Source organism: Salinisphaera sp. LB1, assembly GCF_003177035.1.
Classification (GTDB): domain Bacteria; phylum Pseudomonadota; class Gammaproteobacteria; order Nevskiales; family Salinisphaeraceae; genus Salinisphaera.
In genome coordinates, this window is record NZ_CP029488.1 from 3,520,468 (window position 1) to 3,538,694 (window position 18,227).

General features: G+C 64.6%; 17 protein-coding genes. 8 read left to right on the top strand and 9 right to left on the bottom strand.

Annotation, left to right across the window (positions count from 1 at the left end):
• The first annotated feature begins 66 nt into the window (after positions 1–66).
• Genes SALB1_RS15735 through SALB1_RS15755 form a run of 5 tightly spaced genes read left to right on the top strand, consistent with a single transcriptional unit; the run spans position 67 to position 5,590 of the window.
• Complete coding sequence (locus SALB1_RS15735) at positions 67–1,689, top strand: carbon-nitrogen hydrolase family protein (RefSeq protein ID WP_109994700.1); 1,623 nt, start codon at positions 67–69, stop codon at positions 1,687–1,689.
• A 50-nt stretch (positions 1,690–1,739) separates the two neighbouring features.
• Positions 1,740–2,507, top strand: coding sequence for an NAD-dependent deacylase (locus SALB1_RS15740; RefSeq protein ID WP_109994701.1), 768 nt, complete (start codon positions 1,740–1,742; stop codon positions 2,505–2,507).
• A 47-nt stretch (positions 2,508–2,554) separates the two neighbouring features.
• A complete protein-coding gene (locus SALB1_RS15745; RefSeq protein WP_109994702.1) occupies positions 2,555–3,316 on the top strand; it encodes a ParA family protein in 762 nt (253 codons plus the stop codon).
• Between the two features lie 43 nt (positions 3,317–3,359).
• Positions 3,360–4,820 (top strand): nodulation protein NfeD, encoded by a 1,461-nt coding sequence (locus SALB1_RS15750; RefSeq protein ID WP_109994703.1) that lies wholly within the window; start codon positions 3,360–3,362, stop codon positions 4,818–4,820.
• Between the two features lie 2 nt (positions 4,821–4,822).
• Positions 4,823–5,590 carry a slipin family protein gene (locus tag SALB1_RS15755; protein ID WP_109994704.1) on the top strand — a complete coding sequence of 256 codons (768 nt, stop codon included), beginning with the start codon at positions 4,823–4,825 and terminating at the stop codon, positions 5,588–5,590.
• Positions 5,591–5,599: 9 nt separating this feature from the next.
• Here SALB1_RS15755 and SALB1_RS15760 read toward each other — a convergent pair whose 3' ends face one another.
• The 4 genes from SALB1_RS15760 to SALB1_RS15775 all read right to left on the bottom strand — a co-directional run bounded on the left by SALB1_RS15760 (position 5,600) and on the right by SALB1_RS15775 (position 10,126).
• Positions 5,600–6,688, bottom strand: a complete 1,089-nt coding sequence (locus SALB1_RS15760) for a D-alanyl-D-alanine carboxypeptidase family protein (RefSeq protein WP_255414429.1) — start codon at positions 6,686–6,688, stop codon at positions 5,600–5,602.
• Between the two features lie 97 nt (positions 6,689–6,785).
• Entirely contained in the window at positions 6,786–8,606 is a 1,821-nt protein-coding gene (gene mrdA, locus SALB1_RS15765) for a penicillin-binding protein 2 (RefSeq protein ID WP_255414430.1), read from the bottom strand.
• A gap of 532 nt (positions 8,607–9,138) precedes the next feature.
• Positions 9,139–9,786: a CoA pyrophosphatase gene (locus tag SALB1_RS15770; protein WP_158590781.1), complete on the bottom strand. Its 648-nt coding sequence runs from the start codon at positions 9,784–9,786 to the stop codon at positions 9,139–9,141.
• Between the two features lie 10 nt (positions 9,787–9,796).
• Positions 9,797–10,126 (bottom strand): type 1 pili tip component, encoded by a 330-nt coding sequence (locus SALB1_RS15775; RefSeq protein WP_109994708.1) that lies wholly within the window; start codon positions 10,124–10,126, stop codon positions 9,797–9,799.
• Between the two features lie 417 nt (positions 10,127–10,543).
• On the opposite strand from SALB1_RS15775, the gene SALB1_RS15780 reads away from it, so the two are divergent.
• From SALB1_RS15780 to SALB1_RS15790, 3 genes are all read left to right on the top strand, one after another.
• Entirely contained in the window at positions 10,544–10,804 is a 261-nt protein-coding gene (locus SALB1_RS15780) for a hypothetical protein (RefSeq protein WP_109994709.1), read from the top strand.
• 113 nt (positions 10,805–10,917) lie between these two features.
• Positions 10,918–11,238, top strand: coding sequence for an SCP2 sterol-binding domain-containing protein (locus SALB1_RS15785; protein ID WP_109994710.1), 321 nt, complete (start codon positions 10,918–10,920; stop codon positions 11,236–11,238).
• Complete coding sequence (locus SALB1_RS15790; protein WP_158590782.1) at positions 11,238–11,990, top strand: class I SAM-dependent methyltransferase; 753 nt, start codon at positions 11,238–11,240, stop codon at positions 11,988–11,990. The genes SALB1_RS15785 and SALB1_RS15790 overlap by 1 nt, the downstream gene beginning before the upstream one ends.
• A 22-nt stretch (positions 11,991–12,012) precedes the next feature.
• Here the strand turns inward: SALB1_RS15790 and SALB1_RS15795 are convergent, their stop codons facing one another.
• Genes SALB1_RS15795 through mrcB form a run of 5 tightly spaced genes read right to left on the bottom strand, consistent with a single transcriptional unit; the run spans position 12,013 to position 18,219 of the window.
• Entirely contained in the window at positions 12,013–12,543 is a 531-nt protein-coding gene (locus tag SALB1_RS15795; protein WP_109994712.1) for a gamma carbonic anhydrase family protein, read from the bottom strand.
• Positions 12,544–12,595: 52 nt separating this feature from the next.
• Positions 12,596–13,279 carry a tRNA (adenosine(37)-N6)-threonylcarbamoyltransferase complex dimerization subunit type 1 TsaB gene (tsaB, locus tag SALB1_RS15800; RefSeq protein ID WP_109994713.1) on the bottom strand — a complete coding sequence of 228 codons (684 nt, stop codon included), beginning with the start codon at positions 13,277–13,279 and terminating at the stop codon, positions 12,596–12,598.
• Entirely contained in the window at positions 13,276–15,201 is a 1,926-nt protein-coding gene (locus SALB1_RS15805; RefSeq protein ID WP_109994714.1) for an ATP-dependent DNA helicase, read from the bottom strand. Before SALB1_RS15805 ends, tsaB begins: the two co-directional genes overlap by 4 nt.
• A complete protein-coding gene (locus SALB1_RS15810; protein WP_109994715.1) occupies positions 15,198–15,785 on the bottom strand; it encodes a M48 family metallopeptidase in 588 nt (195 codons plus the stop codon). The genes SALB1_RS15805 and SALB1_RS15810 overlap by 4 nt, the downstream gene beginning before the upstream one ends.
• A gap of 1 nt (position 15,786) precedes the next feature.
• Positions 15,787–18,219, bottom strand: coding sequence for a penicillin-binding protein 1B (mrcB, locus tag SALB1_RS15815; RefSeq protein WP_370453194.1), 2,433 nt, complete (start codon positions 18,217–18,219; stop codon positions 15,787–15,789).
• Between the last annotated feature and the right edge of the window lie 8 nt (positions 18,220–18,227).

The following is an 18,227-nucleotide window of genomic DNA, read 5'->3' on the forward strand; positions in this document are numbered from 1 at the left end:
CGTCATGCCCGCGGCCGGCCTGCCCGCTTGTTCGACCGTCGACCCGCTCCGCCCGGAGGATTCGCTATGGCGTCACAGAACAGCCGTTCCCGTCTGATCGTTCGCAAGGCCCGCCTGGCCGACATCCCGTCCATCAACCGGATCGTGCAGCGCGCGTATCCGAAGATGGACGATTACTCGTTCGACGAACTGCGCGGCCAGATCAACAACTTCCCCGAAGGCCAGCTGGTCGCGGTCTATGAGGACCAGGTGGTCGGCTATTGCGCCACCATCTGCCTGCCGGAAGCGCAGGTCATGCGCAATCACAGCTGGGCCGAGATCACCGGCAACGGCTACGGCTCGACCCACGACATCGACGGCGATTATCTGTACGGCTACGAGGTGTGCGTGGACCCGGACGCCCGCGGCCTGCGCATCGGGCGTCGGCTGTATCGCGAACGCGAGGCGCTGGCGATCAAGCTCGGGCTCAAGGGCATCGTCTTCGCCGGGCGCATCCCCGGCCTGCGCCGCCGCTTCAAGCAGTTCGGCAGCGCCCAGGCGTATGTCGAAGCCGTGGCGGACAAGACGATTCGAGACCGCGTTCTCTCGTTCCAGCTCGCGCAGGGCTACGAACTGCTCGGCGTGTTGCCGAACTACCTGCCGGACGATCCGGATTCGATGGGTTACGGCGCCCACCTGCTCTGGCGCAATCCCGAGTACAAGTATCGCGAGGACGTGCCCGGCGATTCCCATGTGCATCTGCAAACACGCAACAGTGTGCGCATCGCCACCGTCCAGTACATGCAGCGCGCGATCGACTCTTTTGACGAGTTCGCCCAGATCGTGACCTATTTCGTACGCGAGACCGCGGACGCCAGGGCCGATTTCGTGGTCTTCCCCGAACTGTTCACCGTTCAGCTGCTGTCGATCAAGAACGAGGATCTGCACCGGCGCGCGGCCATCTGGCGACTGGCTGATTTCTGCGACGATTTCCGTGAATTGATGGCCGACCTGGCCGTTCGTTGCAATATCAACATCATCGCCGGCTCGCATCCGACGCAGGTGGGCGAGGAACTGCAGAATATCGCTTACATCTATCTACGCGATGGCTCGGAATACATGCAGCCCAAGATCCACCCCACGCCCGGCGAGCGCGAACACTGGAATATCGTGGGCGGCGACAGCCTGAACGCGATCGAGACCGATTGCGGCCCGATTGGCGTGCTGGTCTGTTACGACAGCGAGTTTCCGGAGTTGTCGCGGCATCTGGCCGATCAGGGCATCAACATCCTGTTCGTGCCGTTCTCGACCGAGGACCGGGCCGGCTATCTGCGGGTACGCTACTCGGCGCATGCGCGGGCGGTGGAAAACCAGATCTACGTGGCCACGGCCGGCAACACTGGCAATCTGCCGCGCATCCACGCGATGGACATGCACTACGCCCAGTCCGGCATCTTCACGCCCTGCGATTTTGCCTTCGCGCGCGACGGCATCGCCGCCGATACCACGGCCAACGCCGAACAGGTGGCGATCGCCGACGTACGACTGGACACGCTGCACGAAGCCCGCACCTCGGGCTCGGTGCAGAACATGCTGGATCGGCGCCACGACCTGTACCGCGTGCAGTGGATGCCGCGCCGGCGCGCCACTGCCAAGGCCGGCCGTCTCACGGCCAAACCGGGCCAGGCGGCGGCCACCGACGACGGCTGAACGCGCCCGGACCCCACCGCTGGCATCGCGGGTCGCGTTACCATCGCGGCATGAGTGACGACGACCCGCAGCCCATCCGCCATGCCGCCGCGCTGGTCGCAGCCGCCCGCGAGATTCTCGTGCTCACGGGCGCCGGCATATCGGCCGAGTCCGGCATTCCGACATTTCGCGAGGCACAGACCGGCCTCTGGGCCAAATTTTCGCCCGAGGATCTGGCCACGCCGGAAGCCTTCGCCCGGCATCCCGAGCGCGTCTGGAGCTGGTACCAGTGGCGCCGTGCGCTGATCGCGCGTGGCGGCGTGAACGCCGGCCATCGCGCCATTGCGCAACTGGGCGCGTTGCGGCGCGTGTTCGTGGCCACCCAGAACGTCGATGGCTTGCACGCAGCGGCGGGCAGCCGCGCCATCGCCGAGTTGCACGGTAATATCTGGCGCGATCGCTGCGGTGCCTGCGATGCCACGGTCGACCACGAAGTCGCCGAGCCCGATACGCAGGATCCGGCGTATTGCCGTCGCTGCGGCGCCATGATGCGCCCGGATGTGGTCTGGTTCGGTGAAATGCTGCCCACCGAGGCCCTGCAGGCTGCCGAATCCGCATTGGCGCGTGCCGATGCGGTGCTCGTGGTCGGCACCTCCAATCGCGTGTATCCGGCGGCGGCGCTGGTCGATGCCGCGATTGAATCCGCCCGGCCCGTGATCGAGATCAATCCGCGCCCGACTGGCGTCTCCCATGCGGTCGATGTGCGCATTGCGGATTCCGCCAGCAGCGCCCTGCCCGCCCTTGTGGCTCTGCTCGACGAGGCTCCGGCGAACGGCTAGAGTCATTCGCAGATCCTATTCGGCGCGGCCTTGGGCCGGGAGCGTTCATGACGACTCGGGTCGTATTCAACCAGAAAGGCGGGGTCGGCAAGACCACCTTACTCGCCAATCTCGCGGCAATCGCCGCCGAGCGCGGCCGGCGCACACTGGTCATCGATCTGGATGCCCAGTGCAATGCCAGCCAGTATCTGTTGTCTTCGGACGGGCGCCAGGCCGAATGCGGTAGCGCCGATTTCTTCGAGGCCACGCTGGAACGCGGCCGCAGCCGCGAGAATCTGGCCGATTATGTGACCGACACCCCGTTCGAGAATCTGTCGATCATTGCCGCGCACCCCGATCTCGAAGCGATTCGCGTCAAGCTCGAGGCCAAGCACAAGATCTACAAGCTGCGCCAGGCGCTGGCGACATTGACCGGCTTCGACGAAATCTTCATCGACACGCCGCCGGCACTGAATTTCTACTCGCAATCGGCTCTGATCGCCGCCGATCGCGTGCTGGTGCCGTTCGACTGCGACGACTTCGCGCGTCAGGCGCTGTATGCCCTGTTCGACAACATTCACGAGATCCAGGACGACCACAACCCGGCGCTGGTGATCGACGGCATCGTGGTGAACCAGTTCCAGCCACGCGCTCGGCTACCGCAACGTATGCTGGCCGAGCTCGCCGAGGAAGGCCATCCAATCATCGACGCGCACGTCAACAGTTCGGTCAAGGTGCGCGAATCGCACGATGCGTCCGTGCCGCTCATCCACTTCGCGCCGGGCCACAAGGTGACCCAACAGCTCGTCGCTCTGTACGAGACGCTGTAGCCCGCGCGCATCGGTTGCCGCGAACGCTGCGTTAATTACAGACATGAGCGCCCGATCGATAATCCGCAGCCGTGTGTTTCTCACCCTGTTGGCGATCCTGCTGGCATTCGCGCTGGCCGCGGCCCACGCCACGGGCGGCGCCGCATCCTCGGCCCGCGAGATCCCGATCGACGGCGCCATCGGCCCGGCGATCGGCAATTACGTCGTCGACGAAATTCACCAGGCCGAGGCGGATCACGTGCCGGTGATCATTCTGCGTCTCGACACGCCCGGCGGCCTGTCGGCCTCGATGCGGGATATTGTGAAGGCCATTCTTGCCTCGCCCGTGCCGGTGATCGGGTATGTGGCGCCGTCGGGCGCGCGGGCGGCCAGTGCCGGCACATATATCCTCTATGCCACGAATATCGCGGCGATGGCGCCGGCTACCAATCTCGGCGCGGCGACGCCGATCGAGTTAGGCAACGACAAGCCGGCCGGCAACGGCGCATCGAAACAGGGCGCATCGAAACAGAAAGGCAAGGGGTCGCAGCATAAGAAAAACAGCGATGCGTCGCCCGATCTGTCCAACGGCGCCACCGAGCGCCGCAAGCAGGTCAACGACGCGGTGGCCTATATCCGCAGCCTCGCCGAGCGACGCGGCCGCAACGCTGACTGGGCGGAAAAAGCCGTACGCCAGGCCGCCAGCCTGAGCGCGCAACAGGCTGAAAAAAAGCACGTGATCGATCTCATCGCCGATAACGCGCAGGCGCTGCTCACGGCGGTCGACGGTCGCACCGTCCACACCGCCAGCGGCGATGTCACCCTGCATACCAAGGGCCTGACGATCGAGCGGCGCACGCCCGGCTGGCGCACTTCGCTGCTCGCCATCATCACCGACCCGACCGTCGCTTATCTGCTGTTCATGATCGGCATCGTCGGCCTGGCCGCCGAAGCCCTGGCCCCCGGCACCACCCTGCCCGGCACGGTGGGCGGCATCAGCCTGATCGCCGCCCTGTTCGCGTTTCACGTGCTGCCGGTCAGCTATAGCGGCGCGGCTCTGATGGTGCTCGGTGTGCTGCTGTTCGTGGCCGAGGCGTTCGTGCCGAGCTTCGGCGCCCTCGGGCTGGGCGGCATCGTGGCATTCGTGTTCGGCTCCATCATGCTCATGGACAGCAACGCACCCGGGTATGATGTATCGATGGGGGTAATCATCGGCATCGCGATCGCCGCGGCGCTCATTCTGGCGCTGATGGTGCTCATGTTCGCGCGCTCGCGGCGCGCGCACGTCGAAACCGGCCACGAAGGCCTGATCGGGCGCGAGTGTGTGGCGCGCGAAGATTTCGCGCGTGAAGGCCAGGTCTGGCTACATGGCGAATCCTGGCGGGCGATCAGTGAAACGCCGGTCACACGCGACCAAACCCTCACCGTCATCGGCGTGGACGGGCTTACCGTTTTTGTGCGTCCCCACGAACAGCGCAGTGCGGCTCATTCGAACCATACCGGCCGGCGGCCGGAAGGATCCTAGACATGTTCTTCAACGTCGTGATTGCCGTGATCGTCCTGCTGGCGATCTTCATATTCGCCTCGATCAAGATCCTGCCCGAATACGAGCGCGGGGTGATGTTCACGCTCGGCCGCATGACCGGGGTCAAGGGCCCGGGCATCTTCCTCGTCATCCCCGTGATTCAGAAGATGATCAAGGTCGACATGCGCGTGACCGTCATGGACGTGCCGACCCAGGATGTGATCTCGCGCGACAACGTGTCGGTGCAGGTCAACGCGGTGGTCTATTTCCGGGTCATCGATGCCGACAAGGCCATCGTCGAGGTCGAGAACTACTACATGGCGGTCAGCCAGTTGTCGCAGACTACCCTGCGCAGCGTGCTCGGCCAGCACGAGCTGGACGACATGCTGGCCGAACGCGACAAGCTTAATGCGGACATCCAGACCATTCTCGATCGCCATACCGACGCCTGGGGCATCAAGGTGGCCAACGTCGAGATCAAGCAGGTGGATCTGGACGAGAGCATGACCCGCGCCATCGCCCGCCAGGCCGAGGCCGAGCGCTCGCGACGCGCGAAGATCATCAACGCCGAGGGCGAAATGCAGGCGGCCGAGAACCTGCGCGGCGCCGCCGAACAACTCTCGCGCGAACCGCAGGCCCTGCAACTACGTTATCTGCAGACGCTGGTCGACATCGCGAGCGAGAATAACTCGACGATTGTCTTCCCGCTGCCGATGGATCTGATCGAGCCGTTGATGAAGGCGGCCAAGAGTGGCGGCGGCAAAGACTGACCGGCGGGGTCACGCGCCCAGCAGTAAATGCACATCATCGCGCATGCGACTGACAAAATTGCCGGGCTTGACTGTCGCGCCGGCGTAGAGCGGGACACTGTTCAAAACCCGCTCGTCGTAAAGAACACGCAGCCGGCCCAATCGTTCGCCCTTGTGTACGGGGGCGATCAATCGTTCGGGTAGACGCGCCTCGTACACAAGGGCCGCGCGCTGGCCACGCGGATAGGCTACGTTGACGGCGCCCCGCGCGATAACCGGCAGGCGATCCGCCGCGCCTTTCCATATCCGCATGGTCTTGATGGTGCGGCCCGCCGGCCACATCGTGGCGCTGCGATAGTAGCGAAAGGCGTAGTTGATCAGCGCACCGCATTCATGCTTTCGCGCCCGGCTGGAGCGCGCGCCGAACACTATCGAGATGACACGCATGTGATCGATACGCGCAGACGCCGCCAGATGATAGCCAGCCGTTTCGTCGTGCCCGGTCACGCCGCCGTCCACCCGGGGATCGGACCACAACAGCGAATTCCGGTTGTACTGCTTGATGCCGTTGTAAGTGAACGACCGCTGATCGAAATAGCGATGGTAGAGCCCGGGGAATCGCCGTAACAGCGCCGTGTAGAGATGGGCCATGTCGGCGGCGCTCACATATTCGCCCGGCGCCGGCAAGCCGGTGACATTGGCGAAGTGGCTATGGGCCAGATCAAGGCGCTTGGCATAGCGATTCATATAAACGACGAAAGTATGCGTCGTGCCGCCGATGTACTGTGCGAGCTGCACGGCCGCATCGTTGCCGGACATGGTGATCAGACCGTGTAACAGTTGATCGACCGAGACCTGATCACCCACTTCGAGAAACATCTGCGAGCCGTCCATGCGCCACGCTTTCTTGCTGACGGTGATCTCGGTCCGCGGCGAGAGCCGGCCCCGACGTATTTCGTCGAAGACGATATAGCTAACCATCAGTTTGGCGATGCTGGCCGGAGCAATCTCGCGATCGATGTGCTTGGCCGCCAATATCTGCCCCGACCGATAAGCGGTCAGAATATAACTCTTGGCGCCGAGCGAGCGTGGCTCCGGAACCGGCCGGGGCTGCGCCATTGCAACAGTTGTGGCTAAGCACAGCGCGCACAAAACCAAGCATGCGACCCATCGCTTCATGGCGACTCTCCACCTCCCGCTCGACAGCCCTTAGCCGTCACGTTTTAGCCGACGCGGAGGCCTGGGGCTGGTTCCGCGTCCGATCCAGATAGTGATCGATAACGTGTCGTGCGATTGGGCCGGCGACACTGCTGCCGCCACCACCATGATCGACCACGACCGCAACCGCAATCTGCGGATTCCTGACCGGGGAGAAGGCGATAAACAACGCATGGGGACGCACTGGACGCTGCACCGACATCTCGTTCGGCGCGGCCGCATGCTGCGGCAGCCCGGCTACCTGAGCCGTTCCCGACTTACCCGCGATCGGGTGTTCGAGATTCTGTCCGACATACCAGTAGGCGGTCCCGTGTGGATTCGAGACCACATCACGCATCGCACGCGTCACGATACCCCAGTGCCGGCTGTTCTTGAGTCGGATGGGCGGTAGGGGCCGGGGCTTGTAACGATGCATTCGACCCGTGCCGGACGATCGCCAGGCCTTGAGCAGATGGGGCTTGAAGCCATGTCCGTGCTCGGCGATCAAGCTGGTCATTTGCGCCAGTTGCAACGGCGTTGCCGTAACATGGCCCTGACCGATGACTGTGTTCAACGTCTGGCCCGGATACCAAGGCCGATGATCAACGCTGTGCTTCCAGGCCCGAGACGGCATCAGACCGGCGTTTTCGCGCGCCAGATCGATTCCGGTGTCGTGCCCCAAACCGAACATCGCTGCGTATCGATGCAGGTTGTCGATACCCGTCTTCAGGCCGAGCTTGTAGAAATAGACGTCGGCTGACCGGGTGATTGCCTGGGTCAGATTCAGCCAACCCTGCCCCGAACGCTTCCAACCGCGATAGTGGTAGCTACTTCCCGGCAACGTGATATAGCCCGGGCACCAAACTTTCTTTTGCGGATCGATGTTTCCGGCTTCCATGCCGGCGATGGCCATGACCGGCTTGATGGTTGAACCGGGCGGATACTCCCCCTGGATCGCGCGGTTATAAAGCGGGTGGCGCGGATTGGACAACAACCGATGATACGCCGACGGACTGATGCCATTCACGAACAGACCGGGCTTGAAGCTCGGTTTGCTAACCATTGCCAGCACACCACCCGTTTTCGGATCGAGCGCGACCACAGCGCCGGCCTTGCTGCCAAGCGCTTGATATGCCGTCCTCTGTAGCGCCGCATTCAGCGTGAGATAGATATCATCGCCCGCGAGCGGCGGATGCCGTTCGAGTTGACGCAACGGACGCCCCACGGCCGTGACCTCGACCACCCTCGACCCGGGATAGCCATGCAGCCGTGATTCATAGCTGTACTCCACCCCGCTCTTGCCGATATTGGTCGATTTTCGATAACGCCGATCATCCACGCGACGAAGGTCACTCGCGGTGATGCCGCTGACATAGCCCACGACATGCGCTGCCTTTTTGCCGAGCGGGTACGCGCGCGTCAAGCCGGCTTGGACCTTCACGCCCGGGAACTGATTGCGCCTGACCTCAAAACGAGCAAGCGAGCGCTTGTCAAGACCGGCGATCAACGGGACCGCGCGATAGCTCGGCGCAGACGCGGCGCGCCGGGCAAAACGCCGGCGCTGCGCGCGCGTGATCGGCACGATGCGTGCCAGCCGATTCAGCATGGTCGGCATGTCATGCACCCGAGCCGGCACCACGTCAAGGGAATAGGACGGTCTGTTGTCCGCCAGCACCGTGTGATCACGACCATAGATCAACCCACGCACCGGAGGAATCGCCTGAATGCGCGTGCGATTGTCCTGTGCGGCCGCGCTATAGCGATCGTAGTGCACGACCTGAAGATCGATCAGACGCGCTATTAGCGCCACAAACAACAGGACCACGCCCGCCGCTGCCATCACCATTCGGCGACGAAACCGGCGTCGCTCATCTGCATGATTCTTGAGATTTTCGTCTACCGCCATCCCGCCATGGCCGGCTTTTGTTCCACGCTCCGGCCCGCGTTTTGAGCGAGCACCGCGAACCCGCTGCTCATCAACGCGAACAAGCGAGCGTCGGTGCCCGGCCATTGTGTTACCAAGCAACGATATCGCGGCACCGTACGTCATGCACCGGGCCGACTACTGCTTACGTCTTCGTATCCAATGATCAGGCTAGCAGGAGTGTAGCCGCCAACCCAACACGCCCCGGATACGGCGGGCCGGTCGTCGTGGCACTGACCTAATCAGCCAGCTTCGGCAAGGCGCCAGGGGGCTATAGGGATTTCGTGGGCGCTGTGTTGAAGACCGCCAATCGAACACAGGGCGAAGCATAACGGGCATAGTGTAGGCGGCGCCGAGCGAGCGGCAACGCGAAAGGCGAAGTTCGAACACAATCGGGCGGGCACCGCCCCTTCCCGCCAAATGAAAGGGCAACAGCCTAAACCAACGCCTAAAAGCGGCCGTTCTGATCCGAGATGCCGGCGACATCCGCAACGAAAAAGGGCCGTCCCGCCGCCCGGGCGACGCGCTGCGCAAGCTCCATAAGCATCGCGGCCGTCGCGCCCCAGATGTGATGGCCTTCGAAGTCGATCGAATATACGCGATAGCACACGTCGTCACGACGGCGCTCCTCGCTGCGATAGTGCGCCGAGTCCATCGCATAGGCCAGCGGCACGGCGAAGATCCGCTCGATTTCGACGCCGTCCGGTTGCAGCATCTGCCCTGGTTCGATCCAACCGACAAACGGCTTGATCTCGAATCCGGTCACCGTGCGGTAGCACGGCAACCCGCCGAGCAGCGTCACGGCCTCGCGCGCCAGGCCGATCTCCTCGTGGCATTCGCGCAGGGCCGCATCCGCCGGGCTCGAGTCGCCGGGATCGATGCGCCCACCCGGAAAACTGATCTGGCCGGGGTGATGGGTCAGCCCCTGGGTGCGCTGGGTGAAATAAATGCGCGGCTCGCTCGCTGCCTCGACCCCGATCAGCACCGCAGCCGGGCGTGCGGCGTGGCGCGCCCGGCGGGCGTCCAGCGCCTGCAGACGCGTATCGGCCGGGCCCGCGTGGGCGACGGCCGCTTCCAGCAGCCGTCGCCAGGCCACGGGCGCGACGCTAGCCGCCGGACTTGAGCCTGTCGGCATAGGCCTTGGTCAATTCCTGGAATCGCGGCGTCAGCCCGGCGTCGGCGTACATCGGATCACCGAGATCGTCGTAACCGGCGATATCCTCGCCCGGCTGATAGGAGAACGAACTGGTGAGCTCGTCCAGCGCGCAGGCCAGCAGATCGGTGATGACCCGCTCGCGCGTCAGCCCCGGAAACATCTCCACCAGCGCTTCGATCTTGGCCGCATCATAGATCGGCAACTGCACATCGTAGCTTTGCTCCGTACGCGGCTCGCCCGCGCTCGACTGCCACTGCGACACCAGTTCACTTATCTTCATTCCGCATGCTCTCCTTTGGTTGCGGATCGGGTCATGACCGCCAGGGCTCACTTCACGCCACGCCACGCGCGGACGCACCAGCCCGGCGTGGTGCGCCGACTGCTGTCAGCCTGCAGTCGCGCCCGCAGCACCGGATCAAGCGCGCGAGCCATCGACCCGGGTCGATGCAAGCGCGCGCAATTCGGCGCTGTCAGTCGTTCATGCAGCGGCGCCACAGCGCGCGCCGCGCCGGGTTCGGCCAAGGCCTGCAGCGTTTCGGGCGGTCACCGGCGCGGCGTTATATCAAACGGCAACAGGCTCTAAGATAAAGCAATCGTCGGCCCGCGGCATCCGTTGCAGTACCCCCGCGCCGGCCCGTTGACCCCGCCCCGGGGCGCTGCTAGCTTTGCGGCCACTCAATGAGGATTCGTGAAATCTATGGCCAAGTCGGAAAAAACCTGGAGTCTCAAAGAAATAGACCAGGAACGGGGCAGCACGAAGGGCGCTGCATTCCGCGCTTTCAAACAGCTCAAGGAGAGTTTCGATGAAGGCCGGGATTTCTACTACCTGAGCGCATCGGAGGATGCCGCGGAAATCGAGAAGCTGCGCGCAGCCGGTCGCATTTACGAAACCACGGTCAACGCCATACTGCTGACCGAGGCGGGTTACTCGGCAGTCGTCGATTACATGGACGGGTGAGCGCCGACAACAACAGGCCGCGCGGGCGACGACGGTTCGCGCGGCCATCGTTGGCAAATGGGCGCGGCTCGCGCATCATAGCGGGCTAATTCGACGAGCCAGCCTACGGCCCGATGCAAGACGCCCGCGAGCTTCTGACCCGACTGCCGCTTTGTTTCAAGCCCGACGCAGCCGGCGACCTGTCCATGACCGCCCAGTACCTGACCCAGCATCCGGTCTATATCACGATCGAAAACGGGCATTGCAGCGCGCATGAGGGCCTCGCCCGCGCGCCGGACGTCACATTCAGGATACGCGATGACCATCTGATCAAGCTGATGACCGGGCGCATGCGGGGCATCACGGCTTTTCTCACCGGCCGGCTCAAGGTGGAAGGCAATTATAGGCTGGCGCAGAAACTACAGCAGGTCTTCGATACATCGCGGCTGCGCTAGTGTGGCTGATCGCGCCCGACGATGCGCACGCGCCACGGGATAGGCAACGGGCGGCCGATCTCGGGCTGGAGCCGGTGCAGCGGGTGCCGGACCAGGGCTTTTATCTCGCGCGCGACGAATCCGGACTGGCCTTGCGATACGCCCCGGACACCGCCGGGAGCGGATTGCGCTGTGCCCTCGCCGATAGCGCCGGACTGGCCAATCGCCAGGCCGGCGGCCGGCGATCGCCGCTGGCGCGCGCATTCGGGCTGCATCGCCACCCGCCGATGCGCATCCTCGACGCCACGGCGGGCCTGGCGCGCGACGCCGCTACGCTTGCAGGCCTGGGCTGCGACGTAACCGCTCTGGAACGTCAGCCGGCGCTGTATGCGCTCATCGCAGACGCCACACAACGCATCGACGAATCGCCGTCCGCGCCGGCATGGTGGCCGCACTGGCAGCCGCCGGTTTATGCCGACGCACGATCGTGGCTCGCCGCACGATCCGGCGACGCCGCGTTCGACGCTATCTACATCGACCCCATGTTCGCCAGCCCGCGACGCAAGTCGGCACCGCAGAAAGCGCTGGCATGGCTCGCCGAACTCGCGGGCGCCGACGACGATGCGCCCGAGGTGCTCGACATCGCGCGCCAGCAGGCCATGCGCCGTGTGGTGGTGAAACAGCATGCGCGCGCCACACCGATCGCACCGCCCGATCTGCAGGTGCGAGGGCGCGCCATACGTTTCGATATCTACCTCACACCCGGCGCCTGAACCTGGATCCGCGGGCCCGCGGTCAGCGGCAGATCGGGGACAGCTCGGCCTGGAATTGCCGGTAGTTGTCGACGTAATGGGCCGCGCCGTGGCCGAGTGCCTCGATCTCGTCCGCCTCGAGCTCGCGCTTGACGCGGCCGGGCGCGCCGATGACCAGGCTGTTATCCGGAATCGTCTTGCCCTCGGGGATGAGCGCGCCGGCACCGATCAGACAATTGCGGCCGATGGTCGCGCCGTTGAGTACCACCGCCTGGATTCCGATCAGGCTGTTGTCGCCGATGGTGCAGCCGTGCAACATCGCCTGGTGACCCACGGTGACGCCGGCGCCCACGGTCAGCGGAAACCCGGGGTCGGTATGCAACACGCAGCCATCCTGCACATTGCTGCCCTCGCCGATGGCGATCAGCTCCTGATCGCCGCGCAGTACCGCGTTGAACCAGATGCTGGCACGTTCGGCCAGCCGTACCCGGCCGATGACCGTCGCATTCTCGGCAATGAAATAGTCGTCGCTGGCCGGTACGTCCGGAGCCACATCGCCCAATCGATAACGCATGGCAATCTCCTGTGTCGTTTTATCGCTTGCTCGGCGCCGCCCTCTGCTGCGGTCACCCCTTCGCCGCACCCGGCTTGCGAGCGACATCGTCACGCACATAGACCGGCAGCGCGCTCGCGGCCGCCATGCCCCGGCCGGCCGCAAACAGGGGCCTGGCCAGACGCGCTACGTCGAGCGCGTGCGGAGCATCGACCGCGACCGGGGCCGCATGAATGGCCTGGGCCGCGAACACCAGCGACCAGCCATTACCCGCACGGCAGGCAATTTCCGGCGGCTCCACCGCCAGGTCGTGCGGTGCCATCACCCGTTCGTCGGCCGTGGGTTCGGGCATGGCGTCGCGCTCGAAGGTGGCAGTGTAAATTTCACCCATACGCGCATCCTGAACGATCTGCGCCCGGGTGGCCGTCGGCGATTGCTCGAACACCCGCGCCGCGAGGGCCGCCAGTGTCGATATGCCCACCACAGGCAGGTCCGCGCCGCTCGCCAGCCCCTGGACGAGCCCGGCGGCAATCCGCAGCCCCGTGAAGGCGCCCGGCCCGCGCGCGAAGGCAATGCCGTCGAGATCGCGCAGCTCCAGTCCGGCGTCATCGAGCAATGTCCGCACCGCGGGCAACAGGCGCGTGGCATGTTCGCGCGGTGCGATCTCGAAGATCTCGCGCGCATCCGCTGGCGCGCGGCTGTCGAACAGGGCTGCGGACAACGCCTCCGTGGAAGCATCCAGCGCCAAGATCCTCATGACAAGCCCTCGATGGTGGATGGCGCCAGCCCATCGACGAAGGCACAGGCGGCGCTGCGGCTGCGCGTGATCGCCATCGGCGGCAGGCTGGCACGAATCACCGAGCCATAGCGCGCGGTAAACAGACGCGGATCGCAGATCGCGAGTACGCCGCGATCCTCGGCATCGCGAATCAAGCGCCCAACGCCCTGCTTGAGCATGATCACCGCCTGCGGCAGCTGATAGTCCATGAAGGGATTCTCGCCGGCCGATTTCATCGCCTCGAAGCGCGCCGCAAGGACTGGATCGGCGGGCGAGGCGAACGGCAGCTTGTCGATGATCACGAGCCGCAGGCCATGGCCGCGCACATCGACCCCCTCCCAGAAACTGCTGGTCGCCACCAGAATGGCATTGGAGTCGGCCCGAAAATCGGCCAGCAGGCTGGCGCGCGGCGCCTGCCCCTGAACCAGCGGTTCGAACCCGGCTTCGACCAGCGCCTCGCCGTAGCGGCGCACGGCCCGATAGCTGGTACAGAGCACGAATGCGCCCCCTTCGGCCGCATGGATCAAGGCCACGATCTCGTCCACGACGGCATCGTCGAAGTTCGGCGCCGAAGGCGCCGGCATACGCTGCGGCGAATACAGCAGCGCGTTGTTCTCGTAGTCGAACGGGCTGGGCAGGATCCGGGTGTCGACGCCCGACAAACCGAGCCGGGCACAGAAATAGCTCAGCTCATCCCTGACCGAGAGCGTGGCCGAGGTGAAGATCCAGGCACTCGGCGTGGATTCCACCGCGCGCGCAAACGGCGTGGCGACATCCAGCGGCGTGCTGTGCCAGATCCAGCTCGCGCCGCGGCGCTCGATCCAGCTCACGCGATCGCCGTCCTCGGCCACCACGGTCGCAAACCGCGTACGCAGGTCGGCCACCCGCCGCGCGACCGATTTCAGCCCCTCGCTGCGTTCGAGTGCCGGCTCCAGTTCATTTTCCAGCGTGGCGAGCGATTCGACCAGGGCATCGCGCGCCGCCACGCGCTCGGCGGTCGCGATTTCGCGCCAGCCCTGGGTGATCGCCCCCTGGCCCAGCCCGTCCGTGAATGCTCTTTCGTTTTCGCCAAGGGCTGTGAAACACGCCGCCAGGTCGGGCATGTCACCGCCCAGAGCCTCGATTTCAGCAGGCCCGTCGCGCACCAGGTCGCGCAGCTGGCGCGACGATACCGCCTGGCCGAAGAAGCGCCCGGCAATATCCGGCAGCTTGTGGGCCTCATCGAGCACGATGGCGTCCGCCCCCGGCAACACCTCGCCGAAGCCGGCCTCGCGCACCGTCATATCCGCGAACAGCAGGTAATGATTGGCGATAACCAGATCGGCCGCCTGGGCCTCGCGCCGCGCATGTAGAACCCAGCATTGATCGTAGAGCGGGCAATCGGTGCCGAGGCAGTTATCCGTGGTCGATGTAATGCGCGGCCAAAGGGCATCGCCGTCGCTGGGATCGCCGAATTCGCCGATATCGCCTGTTTTAGTGCGGCCGGCCCAATCCCGCACGCGGCGCAGTCGCGGGCCCAGATACAGATCGCCGCTGTGCTCGGCGAGCTCGAGCCTGTGCAGGCAGAGGTAGTTCGACCGGCCCTTGAGGACCGCGGTATGCACGCTCCGACCGAGCACGGTCTGTGCCAGGGGCACATCCTTCTCGGCCAGCTGCGTCTGCAGATGGCGGGTCGCGGTCGACACGATCACCTTGCGGCGGGAAGCGAGCGCCGGCAACAGATAGGCCAGGGTCTTGCCGGTGCCGGTGCCGGCCTCGACCACCAGCCGGCCGCCGCCGTCCATGGCCTGCGCCACGGCCGAGGCCATTTCCGCCTGCCCCGGTCGCGGGCGATAACCGGGCAACGCAGCGGCCAGCGCGGCGTCGTCCTGAAACAGCGCGGCGCCTGCCGCTGCCGTCATTGCTGGTATTGCGACGCGGCCTGGCGGAAGTTCACCGCCTGCGCATGGGCTTTCTGCGCGCCGTTGCTGTTGCCCGCCTGCTTGCGCGCCTCGGCGATCAGCTGCCAGTTGCCGGCTTCCACGAACGGGTTGTTGTTGGACACGCTATTGGATTTCATCGCCAGCTGTTCCGCCTGGCCGTTCTCACCCTGAGCCAGTCGCACCGCGGCCAGCCGCTGATAAATGAACGGATTGCGCGGCGCGAGATCAAGTGCGCGCTCCAGCGTCGAGGCCGCGGCATCCATATGGCCGGCGTTGGCCAATGTATCGGCACGCCCCAGCAGCGACATCACGGCCGGGCTGCTGATCTGCGATGCGTTTTGCGGCGGCGGCGGCGTCTTCTGCTGCGGCGGCTGCGGCGCATTCCCGCTCGGGTTACCGCTGTTGGCAGGCGGCGCCTGCTGTCCCGACGGGCCCGACGGGGGCTTCTGTGACGGCTGCGACGACGCATTGCCCGATGGCCCGGACATGCCGCCGGGCTGCGTGGCACAACCGGCCATCAGAATAAGCGCGCCCAGCGCGAGGATCGATTTGATCTTGTTCATATCAGAACAGACGGTGGAACCAGTTGCCCTTGCCTTGATCATTATTCGGTTGCTGTTGCTTCTGCTGGTGACGGCGATTCGCGCTCATGATGTCGGTATCGCACGGCGCGAGGCCCTGTGGCACATAACCCTTGATAAAGGGTACTTTTACCGCATTCGGACAATTTTGCCCATTGCCGTAAATCGCATCGGGGTCCGGGCCAAGGCCCTGGTTGACCGCACTCGGGTCGAACACCAAGTGTAACGGGACTTGCGCGATGCTGTCCGGCGGCGTGTTCACAATACCGCGCGCATCGATATCGCTCATGATGCGCGACCAGATCGGCAGCGCGCCGGTGGCCCCGGTGAGATGCGCCGACTTGTCGTCGTCGCGCCCGACCCAGACCACACTCACTCGATTGCCGCCAAAACCGGCGAACCAGGCATCGCGCAGCTTGTTGCTGGTCCCGGTCTTGCCCGCCATCTGCTTGGTGCCATTCAACACCCGATACATGCCGGCACCGGTGCCGTGCCGCGCCACGCGCTCCATCAGCCACTGGATGATATAGGCCGGCCCCGGCTTGACCACCTGATGGACCTTGAGCGGGTAACGATTGAGCGGCTTGCCGGTGCGCGTGGTCACGTCGCGAATCGCCCGCAGCGGCGTGTAATAGCCGCCGGTGGCCAGCGTGTTGTAGATCTGGGCCACATCGAGCGGCGTCATGTCCACCGCGCCCAGCGCGAGCGACGGCACCGCCATCGGATTACCGCGATAGCCCAAATCGTGCAGCGTCTTGATGATGTTCGGAATGCCAGTCGACAACGCCAACCGCGAGCTTGCCAGATTGAGGCTGTGTTCGAGCGCGTAGTACAGCGGCACGTCCGTGCCATGGCTGCGCCTTTCGTAGTTGTGCGGCCGCCAGGTCTGGCCGTTGGCAAGCTTGACCGCGAGCGGCGAATCGTCGAGCGGGGTAATCGCATTGAACTTGGACGGATTTTCCAGCGCTGTCAGATAATCGATCGGCTTCATCAACGAGCCGACCTGTCGATGCGCGTTGAGCGCGCGGTTGAAGCCGGCGTAGCCCTGATCGCGCCCGCCGACCAGCGCCAGCACCTTGCCCCCCTCGACACTGGTGACCACGGCCGCCGATTCCAGGCTGTTCTCCTTGATGCCGTGGGCCTTCTCGACCCGCTTCAGGCCCTGGTTGACTTCCTTCTCCGCCGCGGCCTGCACACTCGGATCCAATGTGGTGAAGATTCGCAGCCCGGCCTCGGTAAGGTCGGCGTCCTTGTACTGGCCGTGCAGCTGCTGGCGCACGAGATCGATGAAGTCCGGGTACTGGCTGTTGCCGTAGCTCGAATGGCTGGTTACGCCCAGCGGCGCTGCCTTGGCTCTCTTCCACGCCTTGTCCTTGAGAAACCCGGCGTTGTGAAACATGTCCAGCACCAGGTTGCGTCGCGCCTTGGCGCGCTTGGGGTGCCGGCGCGGATCGTAGTAGCTCGGGCCCTTGACCATGCCCACCAGCAGCGCGATTTCGTTCGGCTGCAGTTCCTGAATCGGCTTACGAAAGTAGAAGTAGCTGGCCAGCCCGAAGCCGTGGATCGCGCGCGAACCATCCTGGCCGAGATAAACCTCGTTGATATACGCTTGGAGAATCTGGTCCTTCGAGAAGTGCGCATCCAGCAGAATCGCCATCAGCGCTTCTTTGATCTTGCGCCCCAGCGTCTGGCGATTGCTGAGATAAAAATTCTTGACCAGTTGCTGTGTAAGCGTCGACCCGCCCTGCACGATATGCCCGGCGCGCAAATCGGCCCAGGCGGCGCGAGCAATCCCCTTGGGCGAGATCCCCCAGTTGGTCATGAAATTGCGGTCTTCGACCGTGATCAGCCCGGCCGGCAGCATGGGCGGCACATCGCCCAGCTTGACCAGAATCCGATCCGACCCCTTGGCCGGATAAATGCTGCCGATCAGCAGCGGGTCGAGCCGGATCAGCGCCAGATTGCCCTTGCCGTCGATGGCATTGATGGACGACACGCCATTGCCGTTGAACGTGAGCTTTACCTCGCGATCGGGTTGCGTACCGTCCCAGAACTGAAACTGGCGGGTATGGATCGACAACGTCGAGCTCGACGCCTCGAATGTCCCCTGGTTGTTGATTGAATCGGCCTCGCGATAGCCCAGCCGCCCCAGCCGGTGCTCGAGCCCCTGCTTCGACATATCCAGCCCGGCATACAGTTGTAGCGGGCTCGCGAAGACCTTGGCCGGCAATTTCCAGCGTGTCCCTTCGAATTTGGTGCGCACCTCGTGATCGAGATGGACCATATACAGCGCCAGCGCCGCCGCACTTGCGCAGAGGAGCAGCGCCAGGTAAGGCAGCAGCCGGCGAAACCAGCCGCGCGGCTGTCCGCGCTTCGACCGGGATCGCTTACCGGGTTTACGAGATTTTTTCGCCAACGGGACCG

Coding starts and splice junctions, on each gene's coding strand:
- SALB1_RS15735 (WP_109994700.1), top strand. CDS start 67: ATGGCGTCACAGAACAGCCGTTCCCGTCTGATCGTTCGCAAGGCCCGC.
- SALB1_RS15740 (WP_109994701.1), top strand. CDS start 1,740: ATGAGTGACGACGACCCGCAGCCCATCCGCCATGCCGCCGCGCTGGTC.
- SALB1_RS15745 (WP_109994702.1), top strand. CDS start 2,555: ATGACGACTCGGGTCGTATTCAACCAGAAAGGCGGGGTCGGCAAGACC.
- SALB1_RS15750 (WP_109994703.1), top strand. CDS start 3,360: ATGAGCGCCCGATCGATAATCCGCAGCCGTGTGTTTCTCACCCTGTTG.
- SALB1_RS15755 (WP_109994704.1), top strand. CDS start 4,823: ATGTTCTTCAACGTCGTGATTGCCGTGATCGTCCTGCTGGCGATCTTC.
- SALB1_RS15760 (WP_255414429.1), bottom strand. CDS start 6,688: ATGGCGCAGCCCCGGCCGGTTCCGGAGCCACGCTCGCTCGGCGCCAAG.
- mrdA (WP_255414430.1), bottom strand. CDS start 8,606: ATGGCAGCGGCGGGCGTGGTCCTGTTGTTTGTGGCGCTAATAGCGCGT.
- SALB1_RS15775 (WP_109994708.1), bottom strand. CDS start 10,126: ATGAAGATAAGTGAACTGGTGTCGCAGTGGCAGTCGAGCGCGGGCGAG.
- SALB1_RS15780 (WP_109994709.1), top strand. CDS start 10,544: ATGGCCAAGTCGGAAAAAACCTGGAGTCTCAAAGAAATAGACCAGGAA.
- SALB1_RS15785 (WP_109994710.1), top strand. CDS start 10,918: ATGCAAGACGCCCGCGAGCTTCTGACCCGACTGCCGCTTTGTTTCAAG.
- SALB1_RS15795 (WP_109994712.1), bottom strand. CDS start 12,543: ATGCGTTATCGATTGGGCGATGTGGCTCCGGACGTACCGGCCAGCGAC.
- tsaB (WP_109994713.1), bottom strand. CDS start 13,279: ATGAGGATCTTGGCGCTGGATGCTTCCACGGAGGCGTTGTCCGCAGCC.
- SALB1_RS15805 (WP_109994714.1), bottom strand. CDS start 15,201: ATGACGGCAGCGGCAGGCGCCGCGCTGTTTCAGGACGACGCCGCGCTG.
- SALB1_RS15810 (WP_109994715.1), bottom strand. CDS start 15,785: ATGAACAAGATCAAATCGATCCTCGCGCTGGGCGCGCTTATTCTGATG.